The 23,740-nt window shown below is 68.5% G+C and carries 26 protein-coding genes; 12 read left to right on the top strand and 14 right to left on the bottom strand.

Annotation, left to right across the window (positions count from 1 at the left end; all coding sequences use genetic code 11):
• Window positions 1-16: 16 nt before the first annotated feature.
• Together ACQPWU_RS09315 and ACQPWU_RS09310 are read left to right on the top strand one after the other, a co-directional pair.
• Window positions 17-538, top strand: a complete 522-nt coding sequence (locus ACQPWU_RS09315) for a hypothetical protein (RefSeq protein WP_433438426.1) — start codon at window positions 17-19, stop codon at window positions 536-538.
• Window positions 539-786: 248 nt separating this feature from the next.
• Window positions 787-2,013 (top strand): MFS transporter, encoded by a 1,227-nt coding sequence (locus tag ACQPWU_RS09310; RefSeq protein WP_433438425.1) that lies wholly within the window; start codon window positions 787-789, stop codon window positions 2,011-2,013.
• 94 nt (window positions 2,014-2,107) lie between these two features.
• Here the strand turns inward: ACQPWU_RS09310 and ACQPWU_RS09305 are convergent, their stop codons facing one another.
• A complete protein-coding gene (locus ACQPWU_RS09305) occupies window positions 2,108-2,320 on the bottom strand; it encodes a hypothetical protein (protein WP_433438424.1) in 213 nt (70 codons plus the stop codon).
• A gap of 258 nt (window positions 2,321-2,578) precedes the next feature.
• Between ACQPWU_RS09305 and ACQPWU_RS09300 the strand changes: the two genes are divergently transcribed.
• Window positions 2,579-4,075 carry an IMP dehydrogenase gene (locus tag ACQPWU_RS09300; protein WP_433438423.1) on the top strand — a complete coding sequence of 499 codons (1,497 nt, stop codon included), beginning with the start codon at window positions 2,579-2,581 and terminating at the stop codon, window positions 4,073-4,075.
• A 150-nt stretch (window positions 4,076-4,225) separates the two neighbouring features.
• Here ACQPWU_RS09300 and ACQPWU_RS09295 read toward each other — a convergent pair whose 3' ends face one another.
• The 5 genes from ACQPWU_RS09295 to ACQPWU_RS09275 form a co-directional block, all read right to left on the bottom strand.
• Window positions 4,226-4,639, bottom strand: a complete 414-nt coding sequence (locus tag ACQPWU_RS09295) for a VOC family protein (RefSeq protein ID WP_433438422.1) — start codon at window positions 4,637-4,639, stop codon at window positions 4,226-4,228.
• A 170-nt stretch (window positions 4,640-4,809) separates the two neighbouring features.
• Entirely contained in the window at window positions 4,810-6,378 is a 1,569-nt protein-coding gene (locus ACQPWU_RS09290) for a phosphodiester glycosidase family protein (RefSeq protein ID WP_433438421.1), read from the bottom strand.
• A gap of 210 nt (window positions 6,379-6,588) precedes the next feature.
• Window positions 6,589-7,020 (bottom strand): RbsD/FucU family protein, encoded by a 432-nt coding sequence (locus ACQPWU_RS09285; protein ID WP_433438420.1) that lies wholly within the window; start codon window positions 7,018-7,020, stop codon window positions 6,589-6,591.
• 9 nt (window positions 7,021-7,029) lie between these two features.
• Entirely contained in the window at window positions 7,030-9,633 is a 2,604-nt protein-coding gene (locus ACQPWU_RS09280; protein WP_433438419.1) for a hypothetical protein, read from the bottom strand.
• Window positions 9,630-11,156 (bottom strand): purine-cytosine permease family protein, encoded by a 1,527-nt coding sequence (locus tag ACQPWU_RS09275; protein ID WP_433438418.1) that lies wholly within the window; start codon window positions 11,154-11,156, stop codon window positions 9,630-9,632. Before ACQPWU_RS09275 ends, ACQPWU_RS09280 begins: the two co-directional genes overlap by 4 nt.
• Window positions 11,157-11,701: 545 nt before the next feature.
• On the opposite strand from ACQPWU_RS09275, the gene ACQPWU_RS09270 reads away from it, so the two are divergent.
• Entirely contained in the window at window positions 11,702-12,703 is a 1,002-nt protein-coding gene (locus tag ACQPWU_RS09270) for a LacI family DNA-binding transcriptional regulator (protein ID WP_433438417.1), read from the top strand.
• A gap of 141 nt (window positions 12,704-12,844) precedes the next feature.
• On the opposite strand, the gene ACQPWU_RS09265 is transcribed toward ACQPWU_RS09270, so the two are convergent.
• The 3 genes from ACQPWU_RS09265 to ACQPWU_RS09255 form a co-directional block, all read right to left on the bottom strand.
• Window positions 12,845-13,417 carry a carbonic anhydrase gene (locus ACQPWU_RS09265; protein WP_433438416.1) on the bottom strand — a complete coding sequence of 191 codons (573 nt, stop codon included), beginning with the start codon at window positions 13,415-13,417 and terminating at the stop codon, window positions 12,845-12,847.
• Between the two features lie 88 nt (window positions 13,418-13,505).
• A complete protein-coding gene (locus tag ACQPWU_RS09260) occupies window positions 13,506-13,910 on the bottom strand; it encodes a hypothetical protein (protein ID WP_433438415.1) in 405 nt (134 codons plus the stop codon).
• Between the two features lie 560 nt (window positions 13,911-14,470).
• Complete coding sequence (locus ACQPWU_RS09255) at window positions 14,471-15,343, bottom strand: helix-turn-helix domain-containing protein (RefSeq protein WP_433438414.1); 873 nt, start codon at window positions 15,341-15,343, stop codon at window positions 14,471-14,473.
• A gap of 201 nt (window positions 15,344-15,544) precedes the next feature.
• On the opposite strand from ACQPWU_RS09255, the gene ACQPWU_RS09250 reads away from it, so the two are divergent.
• Complete coding sequence (locus ACQPWU_RS09250; RefSeq protein WP_433438413.1) at window positions 15,545-15,844, top strand: putative quinol monooxygenase; 300 nt, start codon at window positions 15,545-15,547, stop codon at window positions 15,842-15,844.
• 185 nt (window positions 15,845-16,029) lie between these two features.
• Window positions 16,030-16,158 (top strand): hypothetical protein, encoded by a 129-nt coding sequence (locus tag ACQPWU_RS09245; RefSeq protein ID WP_433438412.1) that lies wholly within the window; start codon window positions 16,030-16,032, stop codon window positions 16,156-16,158.
• Window positions 16,159-16,377: 219 nt separating this feature from the next.
• Here ACQPWU_RS09245 and ACQPWU_RS09240 read toward each other — a convergent pair whose 3' ends face one another.
• The gene (locus ACQPWU_RS09240; protein ID WP_433438411.1) at window positions 16,378-16,986 is read right to left on the bottom strand and encodes a helix-turn-helix domain-containing protein; all 609 of its coding nucleotides are present in this window, start codon (window positions 16,984-16,986) and stop codon (window positions 16,378-16,380) included.
• Window positions 16,987-17,075: 89 nt separating this feature from the next.
• On the opposite strand from ACQPWU_RS09240, the gene ACQPWU_RS09235 reads away from it, so the two are divergent.
• The 3 genes from ACQPWU_RS09235 to ACQPWU_RS09225 all read left to right on the top strand — a co-directional run bounded on the left by ACQPWU_RS09235 (window position 17,076) and on the right by ACQPWU_RS09225 (window position 19,128).
• Complete coding sequence (locus tag ACQPWU_RS09235; RefSeq protein WP_433438410.1) at window positions 17,076-17,894, top strand: MBL fold metallo-hydrolase; 819 nt, start codon at window positions 17,076-17,078, stop codon at window positions 17,892-17,894.
• A 317-nt stretch (window positions 17,895-18,211) separates the two neighbouring features.
• A complete protein-coding gene (locus ACQPWU_RS09230; protein ID WP_433438409.1) occupies window positions 18,212-18,793 on the top strand; it encodes a hypothetical protein in 582 nt (193 codons plus the stop codon).
• Between the two features lie 59 nt (window positions 18,794-18,852).
• Window positions 18,853-19,128, top strand: coding sequence for a replication initiator (locus ACQPWU_RS09225; protein ID WP_433438408.1), 276 nt, complete (start codon window positions 18,853-18,855; stop codon window positions 19,126-19,128).
• Here the strand turns inward: ACQPWU_RS09225 and ACQPWU_RS09220 are convergent.
• On the bottom strand, window positions 19,019-19,327 hold the full coding sequence (locus ACQPWU_RS09220) for a PhzF family phenazine biosynthesis protein (RefSeq protein ID WP_433438407.1): 309 nt from the start codon (window positions 19,325-19,327) through the stop codon (window positions 19,019-19,021). The genes ACQPWU_RS09225 and ACQPWU_RS09220 overlap by 110 nt on opposite strands.
• Window positions 19,328-19,436: 109 nt before the next feature.
• Window positions 19,437-19,748, bottom strand: coding sequence for an EthD family reductase (locus ACQPWU_RS09215; protein ID WP_433438406.1), 312 nt, complete (start codon window positions 19,746-19,748; stop codon window positions 19,437-19,439).
• A 181-nt stretch (window positions 19,749-19,929) separates the two neighbouring features.
• Here ACQPWU_RS09215 and ACQPWU_RS09210 point away from each other — a divergent pair, with 181 nt between their 5' ends.
• Together ACQPWU_RS09210 and ACQPWU_RS09205 are read left to right on the top strand one after the other, a co-directional pair.
• Window positions 19,930-20,832: a LysR family transcriptional regulator gene (locus ACQPWU_RS09210; protein WP_433438405.1), complete on the top strand. Its 903-nt coding sequence runs from the start codon at window positions 19,930-19,932 to the stop codon at window positions 20,830-20,832.
• A 242-nt stretch (window positions 20,833-21,074) separates the two neighbouring features.
• Complete coding sequence (locus tag ACQPWU_RS09205; protein WP_433438404.1) at window positions 21,075-21,437, top strand: nuclear transport factor 2 family protein; 363 nt, start codon at window positions 21,075-21,077, stop codon at window positions 21,435-21,437.
• A 45-nt stretch (window positions 21,438-21,482) separates the two neighbouring features.
• On the opposite strand, the gene ACQPWU_RS09200 is transcribed toward ACQPWU_RS09205, so the two are convergent.
• Both ACQPWU_RS09200 and ACQPWU_RS09195 read right to left on the bottom strand, forming a co-directional pair.
• Window positions 21,483-21,896 carry a hypothetical protein gene (locus ACQPWU_RS09200; RefSeq protein WP_433438403.1) on the bottom strand — a complete coding sequence of 138 codons (414 nt, stop codon included), beginning with the start codon at window positions 21,894-21,896 and terminating at the stop codon, window positions 21,483-21,485.
• 41 nt (window positions 21,897-21,937) lie between these two features.
• Window positions 21,938-22,894, bottom strand: a complete 957-nt coding sequence (locus tag ACQPWU_RS09195) for a site-specific integrase (protein WP_433438402.1) — start codon at window positions 22,892-22,894, stop codon at window positions 21,938-21,940.
• Window positions 22,895-23,145: 251 nt separating this feature from the next.
• Here ACQPWU_RS09195 and ACQPWU_RS09190 point away from each other — a divergent pair, with 251 nt between their 5' ends.
• Window positions 23,146-23,733, top strand: coding sequence for a DUF4118 domain-containing protein (locus ACQPWU_RS09190; RefSeq protein ID WP_433438401.1), 588 nt, complete (start codon window positions 23,146-23,148; stop codon window positions 23,731-23,733).
• Window positions 23,734-23,740: the final 7 nt, after the last annotated feature.

Raw genomic sequence — 23,740 nt, 5'->3', positions numbered from 1 at the left:
AGAGGACGACACGAGGATGAATCACAGGAGAAGGCCGGGGCTCAGGCGCGCGGCCGTCGCGTTGACGGCTCTGGCCTTCTTCGGTACGGGGTGCACACCCACGCACGAAGGCGTACTCGCCGTCGAACGGGTCCAGGACGGTGGGGTCAGGTTGTTGCTGGCCCACTGTCCCGGCTATGTCGCGCGGGACTTCTCCGTCATCGCCGACACCGGTGACGACGGCGAGCTGGCCGGCTGGAGCGTGCACAACCGCAGTTGGACCGCGTCGGCCCAAGACATACGCGTCTTCCAGGACCCGCCCGAGGGCTGGCTGACCACGAGCGGCGAACTCACCGCCCTGCGGAGGGGCGTCCTGTATATCGCGAACGTCGACGGCAGCATCGGCGACAGGGGCGTGCGGGGACAGGTGCCGTTCACGGTCGAGGACCTGGAGGGTCTCAAGAGCGGCGAAGTGCTGACGTGGGACGGAGGGAACAAGAACACGAAGACAGGCAGGAAGGACTTCCTGGACGGCGACCCGGCCCGTTGCAAGCCTTGACAGTGCAGACCCTGACCGTCGTAGGCCCTGACCGTCGCGACGCGGCCTTGAAGCCGGCCCGGTTAGTCAGCACCTGCAGGCGATGACGCCTGGCCGTGCCGGATGAGCACGTCAGGGGCATGGTCGGCCTCCCCACCGGCCGTGGTGGCCGGTGGGATGGCGAAGTCGCGGTTGAAGACGTTGTCCCGGCTCGTGGACGCGAAAACGCGTTGCCGTAGATGCTTCTCCAAACGTATGGTTTTGCGCTCGTGATTACAGTGGTGGAGCGAGTCCTGCCGGCCCGGCTGGGGACAGGATTCCGGTGGTTGCTGGCCTCGAGCTGGCTGACAAATCTCGGTGACGGCGTCGCGGCCGCGGCCGGCCCACTGCTGATCGCTACGTTGACTCGCGACCCGCTGATGATTTCGCTGTCGGCCCTGGTGGGCTGGGCGCCTCCGCTGCTGTTCAGCCTGTATGCGGGCGTGCTGTCGGATCGGTACAACCGGCGCAGGATCGTGCTCGTCGCGAACGCGATGCGGGCCGTGGTGCTGGCGGCGCTCGTCGCGCTCATGGTGACCGGCACCGTGACCGTGGCGACGGCGCTGGTGGCGCTCACGCTCCGGTCCATCGCCGAGGTCTTCGCCGACAACGCGACGGCCACGCTGACTCCCATGATGGTCAGCAAGGACGATCTCGTCATCGCCAACGCCCGCTTGGGTACGGGGTTCATCACGCTCAACCAGCTCGCCGGGCCGCCGATCGGCGCGGCACTGTTCGGCCTGGGCTTGACCTGGCCGTTCGCGAGCCAGCTGCTCCTGGTGGTGGCGGGGATCGTCCTGGTCTCCCGGATCACGTTGCCGCCGCACGGCCGACAGGCCGACACCCCCAAGCCCGGCACCGTACGGGAACTCATCGCCGGGTTCAGCTGGACGATCCAGCACGCGGCGGTCCGCACGCTGGCGCTCACCATCCTGATCTTCAACTTCACGTTCGGCGCGGCCTGGTCGGTTCTCGTCCTCTACACCCAGGAGCAGCTCGGCCTCGGCGCCATAGGCTTCGGCCTCATGACCACCATCGGCGGGATCGGCGGCTTGATCGGCACCGGCCTGTACGGAGCCATCACCCGCAGGGTGAGCCTCGGCGCCCTGATGCGGATCGGACTCATCATCGAAACGTTCACCCACCTGGGCCTGGCCCTGACCCATTCGCCGTGGGTCGCCGGGGGCATCTTTCTGGCCTTCGGCGCGCACGCGTTCATCTGGGGCACGACCTCGGTCACCGTCCGCCAGCGCGCGGTCCCGCGCGAACTGCAGGGCCGAGTGGGCAGCGTCAACACCGTCTGCGTCTACGCCGGTCTGGTGGTCGGCTCGTTGATCGGCGGTGTCCTGGCCACCCGCCTCGGTGTCGCAGCGCCCTTCTGGTTCGCCTTCGCTGGTTCCGCGGTGTTCGTGGTGCTGCTGTGGCGGCAACTCATGCTCATCGCCCACGACGACTGACATATCCCCTGCTCATAGCCCCGAATCCGCCCGCCCGGATTGATCCCGCCGCTGCCGTCCGCCCTCGCGGGCCCGCGGCATGGCCGCTCTGCGGTCAGTCCACCTGGCCGCTGCTCCAGGCCCAAGCGGCGATGCCCACCCGATTGGCGGCCCCCACCTTGCGCCGCACCGCCTGCGGCCTGGCCCAGCGCGCCGGCCCGTGCCGACCCCGCCCGCACGTCATGCACCTGGCCGCCGTGCGCCACTGGTAAGCCAGCGCCGTCAGCGTCCACAGCAGCCCGCCCTCGGGTTCATCCTGAAGGCCCACGATGCAGGTGCTCGAGCCGCCCGAAACCCTGGGACTCCTGGTCTGAGGGCATCGGTGCCCCTGACTGTCGGCAAAAGTAAGGCGATCGATAGGGTGCCAAGTCACGACCGCACCCTGTTGCGATCCACGGGGCCAGCCATGAGCTCTGCGGCTTGGGGCACCTCCACGGCTGCCTTGCGATGCCTGCCCTCTTGGGGGCGAGGAGGCGATCTCGACTACGGGGCAGTCAGGTCCCGGTCGACGAGTCAGGAGGAATGAGTGGCACAGATTATCGCCGAGGTCTCACGGACGTTCAACGAATATCTGCTCTTGCCGAACCGGACCCGCACCGACTGCTCGCCTGCGGCGGTTGACCTGCGCACGCCCTTGGTGCGGCACTTCGGAGGCGAAGTATCGGCGCTCGAGCTGCACGTCCCGTTCACCTCCGCGATCATGCAGGCCGTGGGCACACCGGATCTCGCGATTGCACTCGCGCGCAACGGCGGTCTCTGCTTCCTCCACCACAACCAACCGGTCCTGGACCAGGCCGCAGCGGTCCGGCAGGTGAAAAACTTCAAGGCCGGTTTCGTCACCAGCGACACGAACGTCCGCCCCGACGACAGCCTGAGCCTCCTGGCAGACGTCATGCGCCGCACCGGCCACAGCACCGCTGCGGTCACCCACGACGGGACCGCCACCGGCCGCCTCCTCGGACTGGTGACGTCCCGCGACTTCCACCCCCAACGCCACGACCTCGACGGACCGGTCAGCGGCCGGATGACCGCCCTCGCCGACCTTCCCCATGCCGGCCCCGACATCACGCTCTCTGAGGCCAACGCCCGGTTGTGGGACGAACGCCTGGACTGCCTTCCGGTGCTGGATGCTGAGGGCCACCTGCTGCATCTGGTGTTCCGATCCGACTACACCGACAACAAGCGCTTCCCGAACCAGATCGTGGATGCCGCCAAGCGCCTGCGCGTGGGCGCGGGCGTCAACACTCATGACTACCAAGAGCGCGTCCCGGCCCTGCTGGAAGCAGGCGCGGACGTGCTGTGCTTCGACTCCTCCGACGGCTACAGCGACTGGCAGGCACAGGCACTGACCTGGGTGAAGAAGCACTATCCGGAGATCCCGGTCGGCGGCGGCAACGTGGTCGACGGTGAGGCGTTCACCTTCCTCGCCGAGGCCGGTGCCGACTTCGTCAAGGTCGGCGTGGGTGGCGGCTCCATCTGCATCACCCGCGACCAGAAGGGCATCGGCCGCGGCCAGGCCAGCGCGGTTCTCGACGTCGCTGCGGCTCGGGACGCCTTCCGTGAGCGCACCGGCGAGTACGTGCCGATCTGCTCCGACGGCGGGCTCGTGCACGACTACCACGTGGCCCTGGCTCTGGCGATGGGAGCCGACTTCGTCATGATGGGCCGTTACTTCGCGCGCTTCGACCAGGCAGCCGGCGCGAAGCTGCCCACCCGTGACGGCTTCGTCAAGGAGTACTGGGGCGAAGGGTCGAACCGCGCCCGCAACTGGCAGCGCTACGGTCAGGGAGGCCAAGGGCTGGTCTTCGAGGAAGGGGTCGACGGCTACGTCCCCTACGCCGGCGACCTCAACGAAGGGCTCGCCCTGACGATCGCCAAGCTCAAGACCACGATGGTCTCCTGCGGCTCCGTCACGCTGCCAGAATTCCAGTCCACCGCCCGGCTCACTCTTGTCTCGGACCAGAGCTTCCAGGAGAACCACGCCAGCGTCACCCTGCGCGACGCCCCGCCAACACTGACCTGAGAAGCTGCCAGCCGACTCGGTCGGCCGTCTGGCCGTGCTCACCTGCTGTGGCCTGGGACGATTCTCTACTTCGGGGCTCATCGCACGAACTGGAGCGGTGGGCAACCCAGACAGGGGTCGCCCACACTCGCCCGAGGCTTTCTTCGGCGGTTACTCCGCGTAGGGCTGGTCCTCGCCCTGGGCGCTGTAACCGAGGCTCCAGATGTAGCCGTCCGGGTCCGCGAAAGAACCGCCGTATCCGCCCCACGGCAGAGGGCCGGCGGGCTTGAGGATCGTAGCGCCGGCCTTCTCGGCCTCCGCGATGATCTCGTCGACCCGCGCCTCGCTGCGGACTACGTAGGTGAGGACCAGCCCGCTGAAACCACTGCCCTGCGGGCTCGTGCCCACCTGGTCTGCCAGGCCTTCGCGACCGTAGAAGCCGACGGGCGAGCCGCCGTCCGGTTCGAAGAACACCGAGACGCCGTAATCGTGCTGGACCTTCCAGCCGAGACCCTCTGTGTAGAACCGCTTGGACGCCTCCATGTCCCGGACGCCGAGGAGGATCGAGCTCACGTGCGCTTTCATGCCTTGTCTCCTTTGTACGTAAGGGGCGATGCACATGAGCCTCACGCTACGGAGGCCGGGCAACCATCGCTTCTTCAATCCTGATCGGTTTGGCGAGCTCGAGTTGGAGGTCGCCGAGCATGGACACGGGGCCCCTGATCACAAGGGCCCCGTGCCGGCTGCTCGCCCGCCTACGGGCGGACGAGGAAGACGTTGCCGAGCGAACGCTGGCCCGTCGCGTCAGAGGGCCGGTTCACAATGCCGGCGCCCGAGGTCACCATGACGCTGGAGCCGCCGCCGTCGAGGTTCATGGCCTCACGCGCGCCGAGCAGCTTCATGAGCTCACCGGTCTGCGCGATCCCGAGCCCTTCGCTGTAGCCGTCCTGCCGCCCGTCGATGACGACCAGCATGAGGCGCCCCTGGCGGTCCATGCCGATCATCGACCGCGGGTTGGCGCGTACGGCCCAGTTGTAGGTGAAGGTCTGATCCGTGCCCTCGCGGATGAGCCCGTCGGCCGCGGCGTTCACCGACACCTTCCCGTCCCTGACGAGGGTGGGGCCGACTTGGAGGATCGTGGTGTCGGGGGTGAGCGCCACGTGCCGGCCCCTGCTGTCCTCGACCCGCTCGCTCACACGCAGCCGCTCGCCCACCTTCGCGTGCTCGAGCAGCCAGGCGGCGCTGTCGCCGATGGCCTGCACGGTGGACCCGCCGGTGGGGACGCCCGCGCCGCGCGAGGTGTTCACCGCTGTGACCTTGCCGCCGGCGTCCAGTACGACCTCGGCTCCCGCGCCGGCGGGCGGCGTGCCCCATTCGGGAGTGAACAGCACCAGCTCACTGCTGTCGGTGCACTTCAGGTCGTGCTGCGGCTTCTCCGTCGGCTGGTCGCCGCCCACGCCGCCGCAGTTCCAGATCTCGCCCGGCACCCGGTTGACGCCGTCGATCTCGACACTCTCCCGGCCGGCCCGCAGGCTCACGTGGGCGGTGTACGCGTCCACGTCCACCGACCGCCCACCTCTGGTGATCTTGATTCCGGCGCGCCCCTGCGTGGCCGAGCCGATCAGCTTGCCGTCCTTGACGTACATGCCGCCGGGCGAGTTGTTGTAGAACCACTGCGCGTTGATCCCGGCCACCGCGCCCGTCGCGGCGGCGAGGTCGGTCAGCTTCTCCGTGCCGTTCAACGCCGGCCCGAATTCGGTGCCGACCGTGCCGCCGAACTCGCGGAAGTCCACGCGGAGCACGTGCACCTTCTGGGGCGCCCCCGGGTCGGTGCCGTCCTGCGCGGTGTAGCGCGTGCCTCCGGCGAACCCGGCCGCCCTGATCTTGGTGAGCGCGGCCGACGCCTCGGCGCTGGTGGCGTATCGCCCGACCCGGACGATCCAGCCGAGCGTACCCGCCGGATGATCGGCGTACGCGGGTGAGGAGACCTCCTCGACCCCCGGCTCGAACCCCTTCTCCCGCACCGCCCCGGCCACGCGGTCGGCGATCTCCTTCGCTCCCAGGGCGGTGTTGGCGGTGTTGAGCGGCCCGTCGATCGTGCCGGGCAGGTACACCTGAACCGTCCAGTAGTCGCCGCTGTCCTTGGCCCCGAGCGACATCGAGGTCAGGGTCACGCCGGGCGCCACGGTGGTGCTCACGGGCGGCGCGCTCAGCGGCAGCCTCCCGCCGAAGAAGGAGTCCTCCGGTGTGGCCGACGCGGCGGGCGCGTTCACGGCCAGCACGGTCACGACCGCCGCGAGGGCCGAAAGGGTGCTCCGGCGCATGTACGTCCTCATTTCACGAGCGAATATGTGCGTCAGGCAGTCAAGGGCTCGCGGATGACCCGGAACCGAACGCGAGAGGTTTCCCGCAGAGCACCCTGATGAACAACTTCGCCTTCCGCGCCCACCGTCGAACAGACGCCCGGACACCGTCACTCTCCCCGAGTGACTGGCTCCGCACAGCGGAGGATGTTCCGCTCCTCCGAGCGGCGGTCAGCGGCGGATGACGCCCTTTGTCAGCAGGAAGCATCCGTACGCCCGGGTCTCGCCCGTGGCGACGACGACGGAGGCCCGGCGGGCTTCGGCGTAGAAGTCGCGCCGGTCCACGACCCGCACGCGGACCTGCCGTCCCTCGACCCGCTCCACGACGTCGCCGACCTCGCGCGCGACCGGAGGGACGGCGTCCGGATCGCCGACCACGGCCATCCGCGCGACGGGCTCCGGCTCGAAGTCGTCGATCGGCAGCAGGGTCAGGATGGCGTCGACCGCGGTGACGACGTCGACGCCGTCGAGCCGGACGACGGGGACGCCCGACGCGTAAGCGGGATAGTTGGCGTCGACGACGGCGAGCGTGTCGCCGTGCCCCATCCGGGCGAGCGCCGCGAGGAGCTCCGGGCCGATGAGCGGGTGGATGTGCTTGAGCATGTCGTCCTCTCAGTCGCCGATCGACGCGCACACGAGCCGGGGCGGCCGGGTGATGCCCGAGCGGCTCGAGGAGCGCCCGCGCAACGGGGATCCACGGTAGTAGCGGTCCGCGGCGCTCGGCGCCACGGCGATCTCGAGCCGTACCTCCCGGCCGGCGAACCGGCCGAGGGCGAAGCGGTACGGCGGCCACGCGGCCCGCCCGACGGGCTCGCCGTCGGCGAACACCTCGACGGCGTCCTGCACGCCGTCGAGCACGAGCTCCCATTCCCCCGGCGGGAGCCGCACCTGCCGGACGTAGGTGACCGCACCGTCCAGTGGCTCGGGGAGCTGCTCCTCCAGCGGCGTCTCCACGCTCACGGGCACCCCTTCACGGCCGGTGAGCGCGAGCATCCATCCGTCCGTCAGAGGGATCTCGTCCTCGGGCACGCGCGCCGCGCTGACACAGACGATTTCCTGGGCTTCGACGCGCAGCACGGACGAGCGGCCGGCGTCGCGGGTTTCGACCTGGCCGGTCGAGGGCGTCCAACGGGAGACGCGCCATCTCCCCTCCGGGAGCTCCACGACCAGATGGGCCGGCGTGTCCGCGTCGTTGAAGGCGGCCGCGTACAAGGTCGCGTCCCGGTCACGGCCGGTCCGCGTCCAGAGGGTCCTCCCATCCACCGGCGTGATCGCGATCGCGTCGCCCCCGCGCACGTCGTGGAGGAGCTCGAGCACCTTCTCGGGAGCAGGGGGACGGGCCGGCGCGCCGACACCGGCGCCTGGTGTCGGCCCGGACGTCACGACCCGCACCCCGGCCGCGCGGGCGCCGGCGAGGGCTTCCCCGAGGCCTTCGGCCGGCGTCAGCTGCACGCCCGGGAGGACAACGCAGCGGTAGTCGGCGTCGCCGATGCGGACGCGCCCGCTGTCGCTGCGCGAGCCGGCGACGGCCCTCTCGTCCACGATCCGGTACGGCACGCCGTGACGCGCCATGGTCTCCGCCCACACGGCGAAGTGCGCGCCGGCGGGGTGTGCCGGGCCGAGCCCGGCAATCGTGCTCAGCGGATAGACGAGAGCGACGTCCGTGTCGGGCTCGAACTCGTCGAGGAACTGCGACAGCGCCGCGGACTCGTCAGCGAACGCGCGATGATGTCCGAACCAGGGCTCGAAGTTCATCCCGGGCGGGAAGTCGAAGCGCGGGTTGACGAACAGCGCTTCGCGGCCGTCCCGCTCGTCGCCGTCCGTGAGCCAGAACGCGTGCTCGAGGAACTGGCGCGCCCCGAGCAGGTGGTGCCGGATCGCCTGCGCGCGCATGTCCGACAGCCGCAGCTCCCACTGCCCCGCCCCGAAGTGCGTGCCCGGCTCGACCCGCGCGTAGTACTGCTCGACGATGCACCCGCTGCGCCCGTGGGCGCGCGCCACCGAGTCGCCGAACTTGGCGCTCAGCTGGGCGTCGTTGTTCCGCGCGTCCACGGCGGTCACGTCCCGGAACGCGTCGATCGCGAAGTAGTCCATGCCGAAGTTGGAGCGCACGTCGTCGGCGATCACGACGTCGGTAATGTCCCACGACCCGACGTGGGCGAGTACCTCGTGCCCGGAGAGGAGGAGCCCGTGCTCGTGGCACCAGTCGGCAACGGTGCCGAGGAATGCGTCCGTCGCCGTCGCGGCGTAGAGGGAGAAGAAGCGCGCCCGTACCTCCGCCTGTCCGGCATCGTCGGAGAGGAGCGGGGGCAGGATCCCGCGCCACCCGCCGTCGAGCTCCCGGTCGGCGGCCTCGCGGAGCGTTGTCGAGTACATGAGCGAGGACCCGAGCGTCCCTGTCCGCTCCGTCCAGTCCCAGAAGCAGGAGTGCGGCTGGTCGAAGAACACGTACACCACGGTGTCGCCGATGTGGTCGCTCAGGGCGTCCACGTACGGCTGGAGCCCGACCTCCGTGAACCGGCGCGCCGCAGCCGGCTCCAGATAGTCGATCATGCGGGAGGTCGCGCAGCGCGCCGACAGCGCGGCGGCCACGCGCGCGCCGGCGGGGGCACCGGGCAGCTCCACGGCGACCGTCGCCCCATCAGGGCCACTGCGGGAGATGGTGGCGCGATCGGTCACGTCCCGGTCCTCGCCGTCGTCCGAGCGCAGGAAGACGCCCTGCAGCTCCCAGTCCGCCCAGCGTGGAGACCCGCCGTCGAAGACCCACTCCGCGCCCTGCTCCAGCAGCCAGTCGACGTCGGTGGCATGGATGCCGCTGACGGTCAGCTCCGCGCGGCCGTCGACGACCGTCGACGCTGTCCAGAAAAGGTGGCTCTCGCGGAAGGAGTCGTGCCCGGCGACGGTCTTCCCTCCCGCGTGACCGGAGAGCCAGTTGTAGTCGTCGTAGATGCCCATGCGGAGCCCGAGTCGCCGGGCCGTGTCCGCGGTGGTCCTGACCGCCGCGAGGTGCTCGCTTGACAGGTACTCCCGCAGTGGCCAGGAGAGGCGCACCGCCACCTGGAACGAGCCGTAGCCGGCCTGCCGCATCGTCGTGAGCTGCTCGAGGATCTCGTCCTCGGTCGGGATGCGGTGCCAGAACCAGTAGTTGGCGGGGCGATGCCAGAAGTCCGGGTCGCGGAAGCGCTCGAGCTTCTCGTCGGCGGGCCCGATCGTCACTGCTCGACCGCCTGCGGCTCCGGCTGCCCCGCCGGCACACGCGAGTAGTCGGGCTTCGGGTCGAGCTTGAAGCCGAACGTCAGCAGCGCGTACAGCCCGGCGCCCACGGCCATCGCGATCACGACGCCGATGTTGCTCGCGCCGAACACGCCGCCCTTGGCCTCGTCGGTCAGGAAGAAGCCGGTGACATAGGCGAAGTTCGGGTCCGCGCTTGTCACCAGGCCCAGACCGACGACGGTGCCTACGCCGAGGCTGACCAGCGCCGTCCACCGGCCGTCGCGTCCGCCGGAGCCGAAGGGCTTGGCCATGTCGGTGTTCCAGCCGAGGCCGCGCTGGCGGATGAAGTCGATCATCTGGATGCCGCCCGTCGTCCCCATCATGACGGCGATGAGGGAGAGGAACGACTGGAACGTCGCGAGGAACGAGGTCGAGACGAACAGCAGGTAGAAGGCGCCGGCGGCGATGATGAGAGCGTTGATCGCCGTGGTGGTCGAGCGGCGCAGCGGGACGCCGATGGCCAGGAGCGCGAGGCCGGACGAGTAGATGCCGGTGATCGCGGCCGAGACGAGCGAGATCACGATGACGATCGAGAACGGGATGAAGAACCACAGCGGGAGCAGGTCGGTCAGCGCGCTGATCGGGTCCGCTGCCGCCGCCTCGCCGAGCTTCGGCGCGCTCCCGGCGAGCAGCACGCCGACCACGAGCAGGATCACGGTCGGCACGGAGAGACCGGAGATCGTCCAGCCGATGACGCCCGCGGCCGGGGTCTTGCGCGGCAGGTAACGGGCGAAGTCGCCGCCGTAGTTGAGGAAGCCGATGCCGACGAGGGTCATGGCCATGATGGTCCCGCCGACGACGGCGAGCGGACCGCCGGCCGGGGCGTCGCCGAGGCGCGCCCAGTCGATATGGGGGATGATCAGCGCAAGGAAGATCACCGTCATCAGGCCGGTCACCCAGGAGATCCAGACCTCCACCTTCATGATGAGCTCGTGGCCGAGGACGGAGACCGTCATCGTCACGGCGAGCACGAGCACGAACCAGAGCACGATGGTGAAGGTCGAGCTGCTGCCGTCGGAGTTGGCGAAGACGGCCGGCCACAGCTTGGAGAAGAGGTTGGCGCCGGTCGTGGACGCGAGCGTGATGATCGTGACCTTCCACCCCATGTTCGACAGGTAGGCGAAGAAGGCGGGCACGCGGTTGCCCACGAATCCGAAGGCGAACCGGGTCTGCGTCAGGGTCGGCAGGCCCGTGCGCGGACCTCCGACAGCGAGGATGCCGACGAACGCCGACGAGACAAGGTAGCCGATCGTGCCGGCGATGATCGCCTGGGGCACGCTCAGCCCGAGGCTGAAGACGTAGATGCCGTAGCTGATGCCGAGGATGGAGATGTTCCAGGCGAACCAGATCGCGAAGAGACCGCGCGGGCTGCCGCGCCGTTCGTTGTCAGGGACGGGGTTCACACCGTTGGTCTCGACGAGGGACTTCTTCTGAGCCGGGGTGTCGGGGGTCACGAGGGTCTTCACTTCCGATCGGATTTGCGCGCGCGTCGTTGCGGGTGGTGCGGTTCGAGGTCAAGGCTGCATGACGGCGTCGTTCATCGAGGCCGGCAGCGATCCGACGGAGAAGCGGTTGAGGTCGCGAGGTGGCTGTTCACACCCGGCGTGACGACGATCGCGTTGTCGTCGCCCGTGATGAGCGGCACCGCGCGTCCGCTGGGTACCCCCGGCACCTCGACGAGATGCCGCAGGTCGACGCCGGCGTCACGGAGGGGCTCGAGCGCGGAGGCCGCATCCGAACCGACGCGGCGAGGAGGCCGACGCGCCCGTCCAGGCGGGCCGCGGCCAAGGCCTGGTTGGCGCCCTTCCCGTCCGACCCTTCGAACGTGCTCGTCGCCGCGATCGTCTGGCCCGCGCTCGGGAGCCGGTCGATCCGGAGCCCGAGGTCGACGTCGACCGATCCGATGACGAGCATGTCGAGCCGATCGGAGTTACCACGCCCTGGGAAAAGCATTTCCAGAGACAAGCACAGACGTCCGTCCCCTGTCAATCCGCGCTACGATGCCGGGGAAATGGTTCATGGAGACACGAAGCGCACCAGCCTCAAAGAGGTCGCGCGGCTGGCCGACGTCTCCGTGCCCACGGCGAGCCGCGTTCTCGCCGGCGTCGATCGCAACGTCGACGCCGTGCTCGCCGAACGCGTCCGCCAGGCCGCCGACACGCTCGGATACCGGGTGAACGCCGCCGCGCGAGCGCTGCGACGCCAGTCGACGGACACGCTGGCGCTCCTCGTGCCCGGCATCGCCAACCCGTACTTCGCCGAGCTCGTCGCGGCGTTCTCCCAGCGCCTGGCGGCGGAGGGACGCAGCCTCATCACGGTCGACACGAACGACGACGTCGAGGTCGAGTCGATCCAGCTCCGCTCGATCGACCGCGTCCTCGTCGACGCCCTGATGGTGGTGCCCGTCTCGCGCGAGCGCAGCGGTGAGGCCATCCGCCAGGTCATGCGCACCCGGCGCGTCGTCCAGGTTGACAGGACGGCCGCGGACGTGGACGCGATCTCCGTCGGGCTGGACAACGCCGCGGGAGTGGCCGTGCTGGTCGACCATCTGCGCTCGATCGGCCGCGACCGGATCGTGTTCGTCGACGCCCGGTCGACGAGCTCGGCCGGGCGCGAGCGGCTCAACAGCTTCCTCAGCCTGGCCGGACCGTCCGACTGGCTGATCGACATGCCGACCTTCTCCGTGCGCAGCGGTGTCGAGGCGGCCCGGCGTCTCCTCGACGATCCCCGCGCCGCCGACGCGGTGATCTGCGCCGCCGACGTGCTCGCCGTCGGGATGCTCACCACCCTGCAGCATGCCGGCGTGAGGGTGCCGGACGACATCGCCCTCACCGGCTTCGATGGCACGAGCCTGGCCGAGATCGTCGAACCGGGCCTGACCACGATCGCGTCGCGCACCGAAGCGATCGTCGACGCCACGCTCGCCGCGGTCGCTGGAGCCGACGCGGACGTCGAGATCGCCCCCTCCCTGGACGTGCGCGGCTCGACGGTGCGGAACGCGCCCGCGTGCTAGAGGACGTGTCTTGCAAGTGGATTGCCCGTTGGCCTGGGATCGTGTCCGGGTGTTGACGGATGCCCAGGCCCGCGTCCCGCGTAATTCAGCGGCCTGAGAAGTGGCGGGGCCTGGCGCATGGCCAAGCCCCGGTCACCCCGTTTACAGCGGGCCGAGGCTGTTGTCGTCGGGATTCAGTGTGCTGACGCCGCCCGTGCTCAGGTCGTAGTACCAGCCGTGCAGGCGGAGCCGGCCCTGGGCCAGGCGGCGCTTGATGGCGGGGTAGCTGCGGAGCTTGTCGAGTTGGGCATGGAGGTGGGACACCTCCGATGGTGTGGCCGGTGGCGGAGCCGGCCGAGCGCGGCCCTTGGTGCGGGTCAGCCACCACCAGGTGTCGAAGGTCGCGGTGGTAAGCCCGCCTCGCCGCATGATGCCGACCGCGGCGCAGTGTGAGTGCCCGCACACGACGATGTCGGTGACGGCGAGTACTCCCAGCGCGTAGCTGAGTGTCGCTGCCTCGCTGCAGCACCGGCCTGGCCGGTACGGTGGCACGACGTTTCCGACGGTGCGCAATTCCAGGATCTGGCCGGGGCGGGCCCCGGTCAGCAGGGCGGGCGATACCCTGGCGTCACTACAGGCGATGAACATCGCCTCCGGCCGGTGTGGCTCCACCTGGGCGACGGGACGAGGCCGCTGGCGCGGCAGGGTACGGGCATAGTTGATCAACGAGTCCATGACAGGTTCGTTCTCCAGGTCGCGGGTCGACGAATGGACGGCGGCCCTCGCGCCCGCTGGTGACGTGCGGCGCGAAGGGACACGCCCGTCAGCATCGAAGAATCTGCGTACCCGGCAGCGGCAGCGAGGGGGTGCGCCCGCCTCCAGCCAGCAGCACCGAGTTCCGGAGGGCGTGTGCGGCGGGTGCGGAGAACATGTCCGGCGCGGCGGCGAGCATCTGCCTGGTCAGTGTGAGTCCGTGGGCGAGGACTCTTGCCTGATGACGCGCCCCGGGCACGTGCGCGGGCGTGTGCGACGGCCCGGGCATCGGCGTGGACTCCAGGCCGGCGGCCTGTTCGCCGCCGGCCTGTGACCCAGCAGGCGTGGTCGGTGGTCGTCCAGGATCGTGAACGGCGCACGGGAAGCTCACGGTGGCGTGCAGGACCAGCGACAAGGCCAGCATCAACGCGTACACCGAGGCGGACAGGCTGTTGCTCCCCGCATCACCCGCCATCGCTCACCTCGCAACGAAAAAGCCCGCCGCTCCATCAGTTACCCAGCATAGATTGTTGATAACTTTCTGTAACCACTGGGGCGGGATTCGCGCTCCACGACATGGACGCGCAGATCGCCAACGTGCTCCTCGTCGGCGCGAGCGTTCTGGATGACAACGCCCAGGCGCGTGGTTGCGCTCCCCGGAGGAAGCCAGGACGACGTCGGCTGGGTAGGAGGAGGGCATTGACCTCGGCAAACACGTGGACGGGAGATGCCGGGTTCGTGCGCTACCTCGACAGGATCGCATCGCGCTCCTGGCGCCGCCGGTTCTCTCTCGTGTTTCTCGCTGTTGATGTGGGAGATCACCCGACTGCAAATCGGTGATCTAGTGCATCGGGTCGCAGGGGCCGCGGCTTGTCATCTCGTCGAGAAGACTGTTGAGGAGATCCACTCGGCGTTCGGTGTGATCGCTGATCGCGACCCCGGTGGCAGTCGAGTACTGCGCACTTTGTGGCCAGTGTCTTCCTCATGGGCGGCTATTAAGCGTGGCGGGCGGGTTGATTCTTGAGGCCCTAGTGTTTAGCGGCTGTGTTGTGCCTGAGGGCCGGTCGTCGCTGAGGAGGCGGCGGTGAAGCTGGCCAGGAGGTGGAGAGAGGCTGTGGCGTCTGAACCGTTGGGGGCGCTGTAGATCATCATGGTCAGGTCGGGGTCGTCGGGGGCCCGCATGGCGACGTAGTCGAGGGCGAGTTCGCCGAGTTGGGGGTGGGCGAAGCGTTTGCGGCCGTGGGTCTTGCCGCGGACGCCGTGGTCGGCCCATAGGCGGCGGAAGTCGGCACTGTGCAGGGACAGTTCTCCGACCAGGGTGGCCAGTTGGGGGTCGTCGGGGTGGCGGCCGGCGTCGAAGCGGAGGTTGGCGACGGTGTCGCGGGCCTTGGCTTCCCAGTCGGGATAGAGATCGTGGGCCGCCTCGTCGAGGAAAACCAGGCGGGCCATGTTCCGTTCGGCGGCGGGTAGCGCAGGGAAGTCGGCGATCAAGAGCCGGGCCAGTTCGTTCCAGGCCAGGACATCCAGGCGGCGTCCAATGATGTAAGCGGGGACGGTGGACAGGGCCTCCAGGGCCTGACACATCTCGGGACGGACCTGTTGGGGACGACTGGGGCGTTTGCGGGTGGTGCTGGGCTTGGCCAGGTTGTGCAGGTAGGCGCGTTCGTCGACGTCGAGGCGGAGCGCGCTGGCGACGGCGTCCAGGACGTCGGCGGAGACGTTGCGGGCACGGCCCTGTTCCAGGCGGGTGTAGTAGTCGACGCTCACCCCGGCCAGCAGCGCCAGTTCCTCCCTGCGCAGGCCCGGCACACGCCGCTGGCCGCCGAAGTGGCCCACACCGGTCTCATCCGGGCTCAGACGGGCGCGTCGAGTCTTGAGGAACTCGCTGAGCTGCTGTCCACGATCCATGACCCCCAGTATCGGTGACGTCCGGTCTGTTCTGCCTGGTCCTGGCAGGCCCAGGCAGGACGGACCCCGGCTGAAGGGAGCTCTGGGTGGCCAGAGGCCGGGACCGCAGGATGGACATCGTTCGCCAGCGAACACAGCACCACGTTCGCCAGCGAACACAGCACCACCAAGATCGACCAATGAAGATCAGGAGATTCCGCCGTGTCGAACACCCTCACCATCGTTGCCGGTTTCATCGCCAAGCCCGGACAGGAACAGCGGCTGCGGGACGAGCTGAACGCGATGATCGCGCCGTCCCTGGCCGAGGAGGGCTGCCTGGGCTACCAGCCCTATGCCGACCCGAACCGCCCCGACCGCATGATCATTGTTGAGGAGTGGGCCGACAGCGCCGCGCTCGACTTCCACTTCTCGCTGCCGCACTTCAAGCACGTCGCCCAGGCCTTGGAGGAAATCCTCGCCGAGCCGTTCACCCTGCGTCGTCTGACCGACATCCCTGCCTGAACCTGCTCCGGCAGGCAAGCCACGAGGCCGCTCCCGTGATCGTTGTGGGGGTGGCCTCACGCACTGAGTGCCTGTCAAGGGCCGCTGAGAGGGACGATCGAAGACGATCAGCTGCCGTTGAGGCATCACATCATCACGTGCCAACGGCCTCATGACACAGAATCGAACGTGAGTACGATGGACTCATGTATCTGCCGCCGGAGTGGCCGCCCGAGGTCCGTCCGCCCAGCGTCCCCGACTGGGAGACGTCGGCCGTGGCCTGGCTGCTCGACGCAGTGCCCCCGGACTACAGGCGAGTTCACGAATGTGGTTGAGCAGCGATGATGACGCCCTGGCGAAGATTGCTTCCCGAGATGCGTGTGATCGTTTCCCATCTGAGCGCTCAGGGGTTCAGTGTGCCCGCCGTGCATGCGGACCGTCCTGTACGGGTGTGGTTCTGTCCATCACGCGTAAGGAACTTAACCGCCCGTACTGGGACGGGTCGGTCGGGTCGGTGTGTTGCAGGACAGGCTTGTACCGCAAGCTGTGGCCGATCAAGTTCTGCGCGAGATGACCATGATGTATTCGCAGGGAGCGTCCGTTCGGTTGGCGAAGCCGTGGTCCGCGTCGGCCTGGAAGAACAGGGAGTCGCCTGTGTGCAGGGTCTCGTTGATCCCGCCGATCGCGACGGTGAGGGCGCCTTCGAGCACCACGACTTGTTTCTCCGTACCCGGCGGATACGCGGGCAGCAGCCCGGTGGAGACCTGCGCGGGGAGGTAGTGGACGACCATCTCGGCTCCTCCCGCGCCCGGGGCGGCCGACACCATGTGCCGCTCGAAGCCGGTTTCCGGGTCACGGAAGACGGGGCGATCGTTCTTGCGCATGACGACGGCCACACCAGACGCGGCAGCAGCCGGCGCACCGATCAGGTCCGAGAGTGACGCGTCGAGCGCGTGGGCGATCCTGGACGCGACGCCGATCGTCGGGCTCTTCTCACCGCGTTCAACCTTCGACAGCATCGCCCGGCTGACCGACGACTGTGTGGACAGTTGCTCCAGCGTCAGGCCCGCCTCTTCGCGGCGTCGCCGCACGTTGCCGCCGAACGCGCCGGCCAGGTCATCACCGTGCTGCGGTTCGGCCGCGTTGCCATCTTGCTCGACCACCGTGCTCCTCGATCGTTGGGTACCCCATAGTGCAGGGGTTTCTCCTATAGAAGATATGCTCTTCTATAGGAGACATGACGGAGGATCCCATGCGTTTGATCTCAAGTGGCCGGCTCCATGCCACGTTCGAATTCGGCGATCTGCAGGTGGTCTCGTTGCGAGACGGGTACATCGACATGCCGCCGACACGGCTCCGCGACGAGGACGGGCGCACGCTCGATGAGCTGCCGGCCGCCGTCCCGCTGGCCGGCGACAACTTGCGGCTGTCGGTCAACGCCTTCTTCGTCACCGACGGCACGCGGTCGCTTCTCATCGACACCGGCGCGTCCAACGTCTGGCACGACCCCACCATGGGATTGATCTACGACGCGCTCGACGAAGCGGGTGTCGACCGCGCGCATGTCACCGACGTGGCCATCACCCACAACCACGAAGACCACGTGAGCGGCCTGATCATGCCGGACGGTTCAGAGGCGTTCAGCAAACTTGAGCGCGTGTGGATCGGCGTGGGCGACACCTCGGTGTTCACGGGGCGGCTCGAGCCGATCCGCGACCGGGTGGTACCCGTTTCGGAGAAGGTCGCGATCAACGACTGGGCCACCGCGATGCCGACACCAGGCCACACACCCGGTCACACCGTCTACGACGTCAGGAGCGGCACCGGCCACCTTCTCGTCTGGGGCGACACCGTTCACGTTCCCACGCTCCAGTTCGACCAGCCGAACGTGTCCTGGGAGCTCGACGGCGACCAGTCCCAGGCCCGCGCCGCGCGAGCGGCCCTCCTCCGACAACTGACCCAACCGCACCACTTCGTAGCCGGCGCCCACCTCGACTCACCCGGCATCGCCCGGGTGACCCCCTCCGGCGAGGGTTATGCGCTGGAATACATCGCACCACCGATCGGCTGATCGAGCCTGTCGGCTACACCTCTTCGGCTCCTCGTGAAGGGCCCGATACTTCCGCCGACACGGGCCGAAGTGATGATCTTTGCAGAAGGAGGTCTAACCGTGATCACAGCATGCCGGACGAGTCCCACACGCTGGTCACTGACCTGATCCACGGCCGTCGGCACGCCCGGAAGGCCATGGGGCGGCTCGGGCCTGAACTTGCAAATGGCTGTGACTTCGTTGCGGAAGTTGCAGCTGGAAAGCAAGGAAGATCTTGTGATGTGTCTGCACTCGCGTGGCTTTCGCGCCTACAGTGTGGAGTTGCAACTATTCGGTGCGTGAGTACGCCGGAGTACTGCAAAGACACTGGGGTCATCGAGCCCGAGGGGGCGATGGTGCCACCACGGTTCGAGCAGATGAGTGTCGCTCAGCTTGTCGAGCGGCTGGATGATGAGGAAGCTCAGGCGCGGCAAGAGGTCGTGGCGTGGCGCGAGAAGATCGCCGAGGCCGAGGAACGGCTGGAGCAACTGGCGGCGGTCCGGCGCACCTTGGCCAGATTGCAGGCCAAAGACGAGATGTTGGGCCGGAACCCCGTGGAGGATCTCCCGGCGGAGGACGCGGCGAGCGACGGGTGCGATCCGGTTGACGTGCTCGATCACCACGCCCGGGGTTCGCACGAGCCGGTCACCGATGAGGCTGACCGTCAAGATCCGGCTGAGTCTCCTCACTTTCAACCGGTGCCGCCCGCAGGGGCTTTCGGCGGCGTTGCTTCCGGGTGGCCTTCGTTGACCGGCGTTAACCGGCAGGTCGTCATCATGCTGGCCTCAGCGGGTCGGGCGATGCGCGCCGACGGCAAAGAGGGTGCCGCCGAGAGTCCAGCTCGGCGGCACCCGGGTTGCGTGAGCGCCCTACAGGTCTAACTGACGGTGGCTCGCGCGCTCCCGAGCGCACCGCGCGATGCGGGCGCTCGGGAGGCCCAATGACCGAAACGCCCGCACAGCTCGGCGACCTCATCGGCCCCGTCATCCGGGACCTGGCCCGCCGCTCCAACCACGACGTCACCCGCTGGCTACGCCAGGTCGACCGACTCCGCGGCTGCACCGACCCGATCCGCCTGACCGGCGGGTCCGCCATCCTGAACGGCACTACGGGCGAAGTCCTGAACGCCTACACCACCCGCGACGAACCACAAACCGGACGGCTTGCGCGGCAACGGTGCCGTGGCCGCAGCCGGACAGTTCTGCCGTGGCGGTGAAGAAGCGGACCGGCCGGCCACCGTCCGGCGTCCGCCCCGGGCCGAGGAACGCCGCGTGCGAGGTGCCGGCCGCGGCAGCGACCGCACGCCGGTCGGCGTCCGTCGCGGCCGGGTCGTCGTCGGTGACGGCCGTGGGGCTGCCGCCCCGGCCGTCGCGCCGCACGCACGCGTCAACCACCGTGACATCCGGCCAGGTCATCGGCCCTCCCTTGACGCTCGACAAACCGGCACCCGCGAACGGCGCCCGCCGACAGCCGGGCTTGGCCGCGGCGGCCGACCGAACGTGTCCCGGAGCGTACCGTCCTGCCTCAGCCGGTGCTGTCCTGCACCGGATAGTGGATGACGACCGCACCGCCGGTGGCGTAGTTGGCGACATCGGCGGTCAGCCGCCGGCCTTGCGGTGACGACTGCGCCGCGGCCATGGCGGCGGCGTCCGCGAATTCGGCTTCGAAGACCGCGAAATACGGCTTTTCTCCCCTGGTCGCCGCCACGTCGAAGCTGTAGCGCCACGCAAGCAGACCGGGCCATTCCATGACCAGTGGAAGGTGCTTGGTCACGTAGTAGTCGCGGAAGTGGTCAGGGTCGGCGGGCTCGGGATACAGGACCAGCAACTTATGCATGACGACCTCCGTCCAGAGCCGCGAGGGCGGACTCGAAGTCGGCGGTGTGCGTGGGTGCGACGTGCCGTATTGCGGTCAGTTCTATCGTCATATGCGCAGGTTAGGGCTTGATGTGCGGTCAAGGGAAAGATCGGTACGGGATAGACTCAGAACGGATCGTTATCAATGGCAGGGAGGCCAAGTGGCGCCGGATACGGTGAGCCTGCGGTACTTCCTGGTGCTGGCGCAGGAGTTGAACTTCACTCGCGCGGCCGCACGGATCGGTATCGCACAGCCCGCACTCAGCGCCCGGATGCGCCGGCTGGAGGCCGAACTCGGTACGGCCCTGCTGGTCCGCAACACGCGTAGCGTCGTACTGACCACGGCCGGTGCGGCTTTGGCGGAGTCCGCGCCGCCCGCGCTGGCGGCGCTGGACCGGGCATGGGACACCGCCCGGAGCGCGGCGGCCGGTGAACTGGGCACGCTGCGCATCGGATACAGCCTCAGCGCCGGGGCCGAGACGGCACCGGCCCTGGTGGACAGGCTGATCCGCGACAACAGCGGACTTGAGGTCAGCGCGGTCCCGATGGCGACACCGGAGATCTCCCCGGCGGTCGCCGACGGCCGCATCGATGCCGGGATCACCCGCGGTGAACAGCCGGGCCGTGGTGTGCGACGGTTCCCGCTGCGGCGTCAGCGCATCGGGGTCCAGCTGGCGCAGCACCATCCGCTGGCCGAACACCCGGAGATCGAGATCGCCGACGCGGCCGCGTATCCGCTGCGACTCCCGGACCGTGCGGCCAACCCCGTGATCCACGATCAGCTGTCCGCACTGTTCCGAGACACCCGCCCCCACCCCCGGTTCCACACGCCCGCAGTCTCTTTCGACATGTCTCAGCGCGACCTGCGCGACGGGCTCACCCTCGCCCCGGCCGGAGAAGCCGCGGTCGCGGCATCACCGGCCGACATCACCTGGCGACCGCTGCGGGGCGCCCCCAGCCTGACGATCCACCTGGTCCTCCCACGCGACCCGTCGCCACTGCACCGCCGCGTCCATGCCGTCGCCAGAACCCTGGCGCACGAGCTGCACTGGCTGCCGGACTGACGCGTAAGAGACCAAGCGAGACAGACGTCCGGTGGCGAGGCCGAAGCCCTTGCGCCCGGCGGACTTCCCCTGCGCCATGTTCGGTGTCAGCCGGAAGCTGCTCCAGGTGACGGTGTCCTGGCACACCCATCCAAGCGATGATCATGGGTCACTGGCCTGTCGGGAAGCCTTCTGGACTGCGAAGATCAGCCGAGCGTGAACGTCCTGGCGCGGATGCGGCGCCGGCTGGGAGGGTGGACCTCATGATGGAGGACTTGCGGGACGCCGAGCGCCGGCTCCAGGCCGCGCAGCTCGCTGGAGATGTCGAGGCGCTGGATCGGCTGCTGGATGATCGGCTGATCTTCACCTTCGGCGCGAACACTGCGACCAAGGCGGACGACCTGGAGCTGCACCGCACTCGGACACAGGTGATGACAAGGGTGGCCGAGGAGGATTTGACCGTGCTCGCCGATGGGCGCACCGGCGTGACGTGGTTTCTCGGCACCGTCGAAGGGACCGTCTCCGGTACGCCGTTCGCGGCCAGGATGCGCTACACCCGTACTTGGATATACGACGAGACGCACGGCTGGCGAATCATCGCCGCGCACGCCAGCACGACCGATTGACCTAGCGATCTTTGGTCTCGCGTTTCTGGACGTTTGTGTCAAGTTTCACGACGCCCGAGGGAGTCGAGCTTGGGTGGCGTAGTCGTCGACGTGCCGGGTGATGGTCTTGAGCGCAACTCGGAGTTCGGGTGGCGCTTGGGCTTGATCGGCGGCGGTCAGCGGGATGAGTAAACGGTTGTAGACCTTGGTGTAGAAGACGGCGATGCGCACGCCGTCGTCGGTCAGGACGTAACGGTTGGAGCGGGGTAGGCGGCGGATCAGCCCGTTGAGGCGCAGCCTGCGCAGGTCGTAGGTCATCTGGCCCGTGCTGTAGCTGGTGGTGCCGAGCAGTCCGGTCATCAAGACGCGAAGGTTCTTGTTGGTGAAGCCGGTGGCGGCGAGCAGCGTCTGGCACAGGGCGCCGGCCAGGGCCATGACCCGAGGATCGCCGAAGCGTAGCGCCGGGGTCCTGCGCCCCACATCATCTATGGTGGGGTGGGCGATCCGCTCAAAGGCTGGACTCACCAGGACGCGGCCCTGGCCGGCACGTTCGACTTCCAGTATGCGCCGGTTGGCGCCGCGGGCCTTGGCCTGAAGCTCTTCCAAGTTGTGCAGGCGGGCCTGGCAGCCCAGATCACGAGGGGCGTTGACGACCGTTTCGATCCGCACCGTGCCCGGGGACCCAAGGCCGTGATCGCTGGCTCGCTCTGTCGCCCGTCCGGCTCGTCGATCACCAGTCGGCCGCCGCGCTGGGCCAGAACCTGTCGTCTGTGAAGGATCCGCGCGTAGCTGCCCTCCTGTTGAGCTCGCCGCACCGCCTTGGCGCGGGCGCCTTCGATGTAGGACAGCACGCCCGTCAGCGCGATCCGGGGCAACCAGTACTTGTGCCCGTACCCGCCCTTGGCACAAGCGTCCGCCAGATAGCACGTGGTGTAGGCGCACGACGGGACATCCTCAGGCAACTCCGCAAGAAGGACGCTCGCCCACTCCGTCAGCCGTAACCCGCTGCCGTAGAGCCCATCGGTGAACGCTGCATCGCGCTGCTCGTTGCGTCCCCGCCATGCGGGATCCTCCCTGCCCTCCCGGTCCAGCCCGCGCAAGCCCAGATCCCGCCAGCGGCGGTAGCCAGCTGGGTCCAGCCACTTCACATCCCGCTCTCGGACGCCCCGTGGAGCGAGGTCAAAGTCGTCGCAGGCAGCCACGGGGTCAAGCACGCCGTGATGCCGACTGGCCCAACTGTAAAACTGCCGCAGTGCCGCAAGATTCGACCGGAAGGTGATCGTGGCGACCGGCCGCGGGTTAGCCTCGTCCGTCAGACGCCACTCCTTGAAGTACTCGGCGTCCTCAGGGGTGGCCTCCCACCAGTTCCGCCCCAAGATGAGCATGAAGTTCAACCACAAGCCCAACGCCTCGGCGTACTTCTTCCACGTCGAAGGCGACAGCACCAGGATCCGACGCGAGGCGAAGAAGGCGTTCACCCGCACATCTGGCCGACCGTCAGGCCCGATAAGGAACGCTTGCCCGTGCCGTCGCCCACGGGACGCGGCTTGTTGATGGAGCTCAGCATGCCTGGCCGCCAGCGGATCACCGTTGTGGAGGATCTCGCGTTCGAGGTTGTACCGGAAGACCAGCCATCGCCCTGTGCAGTACGTGGCTCACACATCACAGAAGGTACACACGGAACCATCAACAACAGTTGATTCGCTAGAGACCGCACGCCACCACGGCGATGCTGCTGCCGTGGCGCGACGCTCTTCCCAACACCAGCGTCTCTCTCGTCCTGGTCGTGATCGTGGTCGCGGTGGCCGCCATGGGTAACCGGCCGGCCGGCGCGCTGGCCGCGATTCTGCTGCTCATCGTTGGCCTGGCGGTCTCACAACTGGCCGCCCGCGCCCGGCAGTTGAAGGTGATCGCCATCACCGACGCCGACCACCTGGCCCGGATCCGCGACACGGCCACTCTGGCCCAGAACGCCAAGGAACCCAACGTGGTGGTCGACCGCGTCACGGCCCAGCTCACCGACCTGTTGCACCTGCGGGGCTGCCGCTTCGAGTACGGCACCCTGATCGGCCATCCCCCTCGACTGGACCAGGACGGCACCGTGACCTGGGGTCGCAAACGCTGGAACGTCGACCGGCGAGGGCTGCCCGACACGGAGGTCGAGCTGCGGACGTTCGGAAACGGCCGCTTCCTCGGCCGGTTCATGCTGGATCCCACACCGGGAGCCAAACCGAGCCTGCAGGCCCGCCTGGTCGCGGTCACACTGGCGGACCAGGCAGGCGCCGCGATCGACACCGCCGGCACCGGCCGTCCCTGACGCCTCA

This window comes from Nonomuraea sp. CA-141351 (assembly GCF_050944675.1).
Classification (GTDB): Bacteria; Actinomycetota; Actinomycetes; order Streptosporangiales; family Streptosporangiaceae; genus Nonomuraea.
Note: the sequence above shows the minus strand (reverse complement) of the source record. Positions and strands in the feature narration are given on the sequence as shown.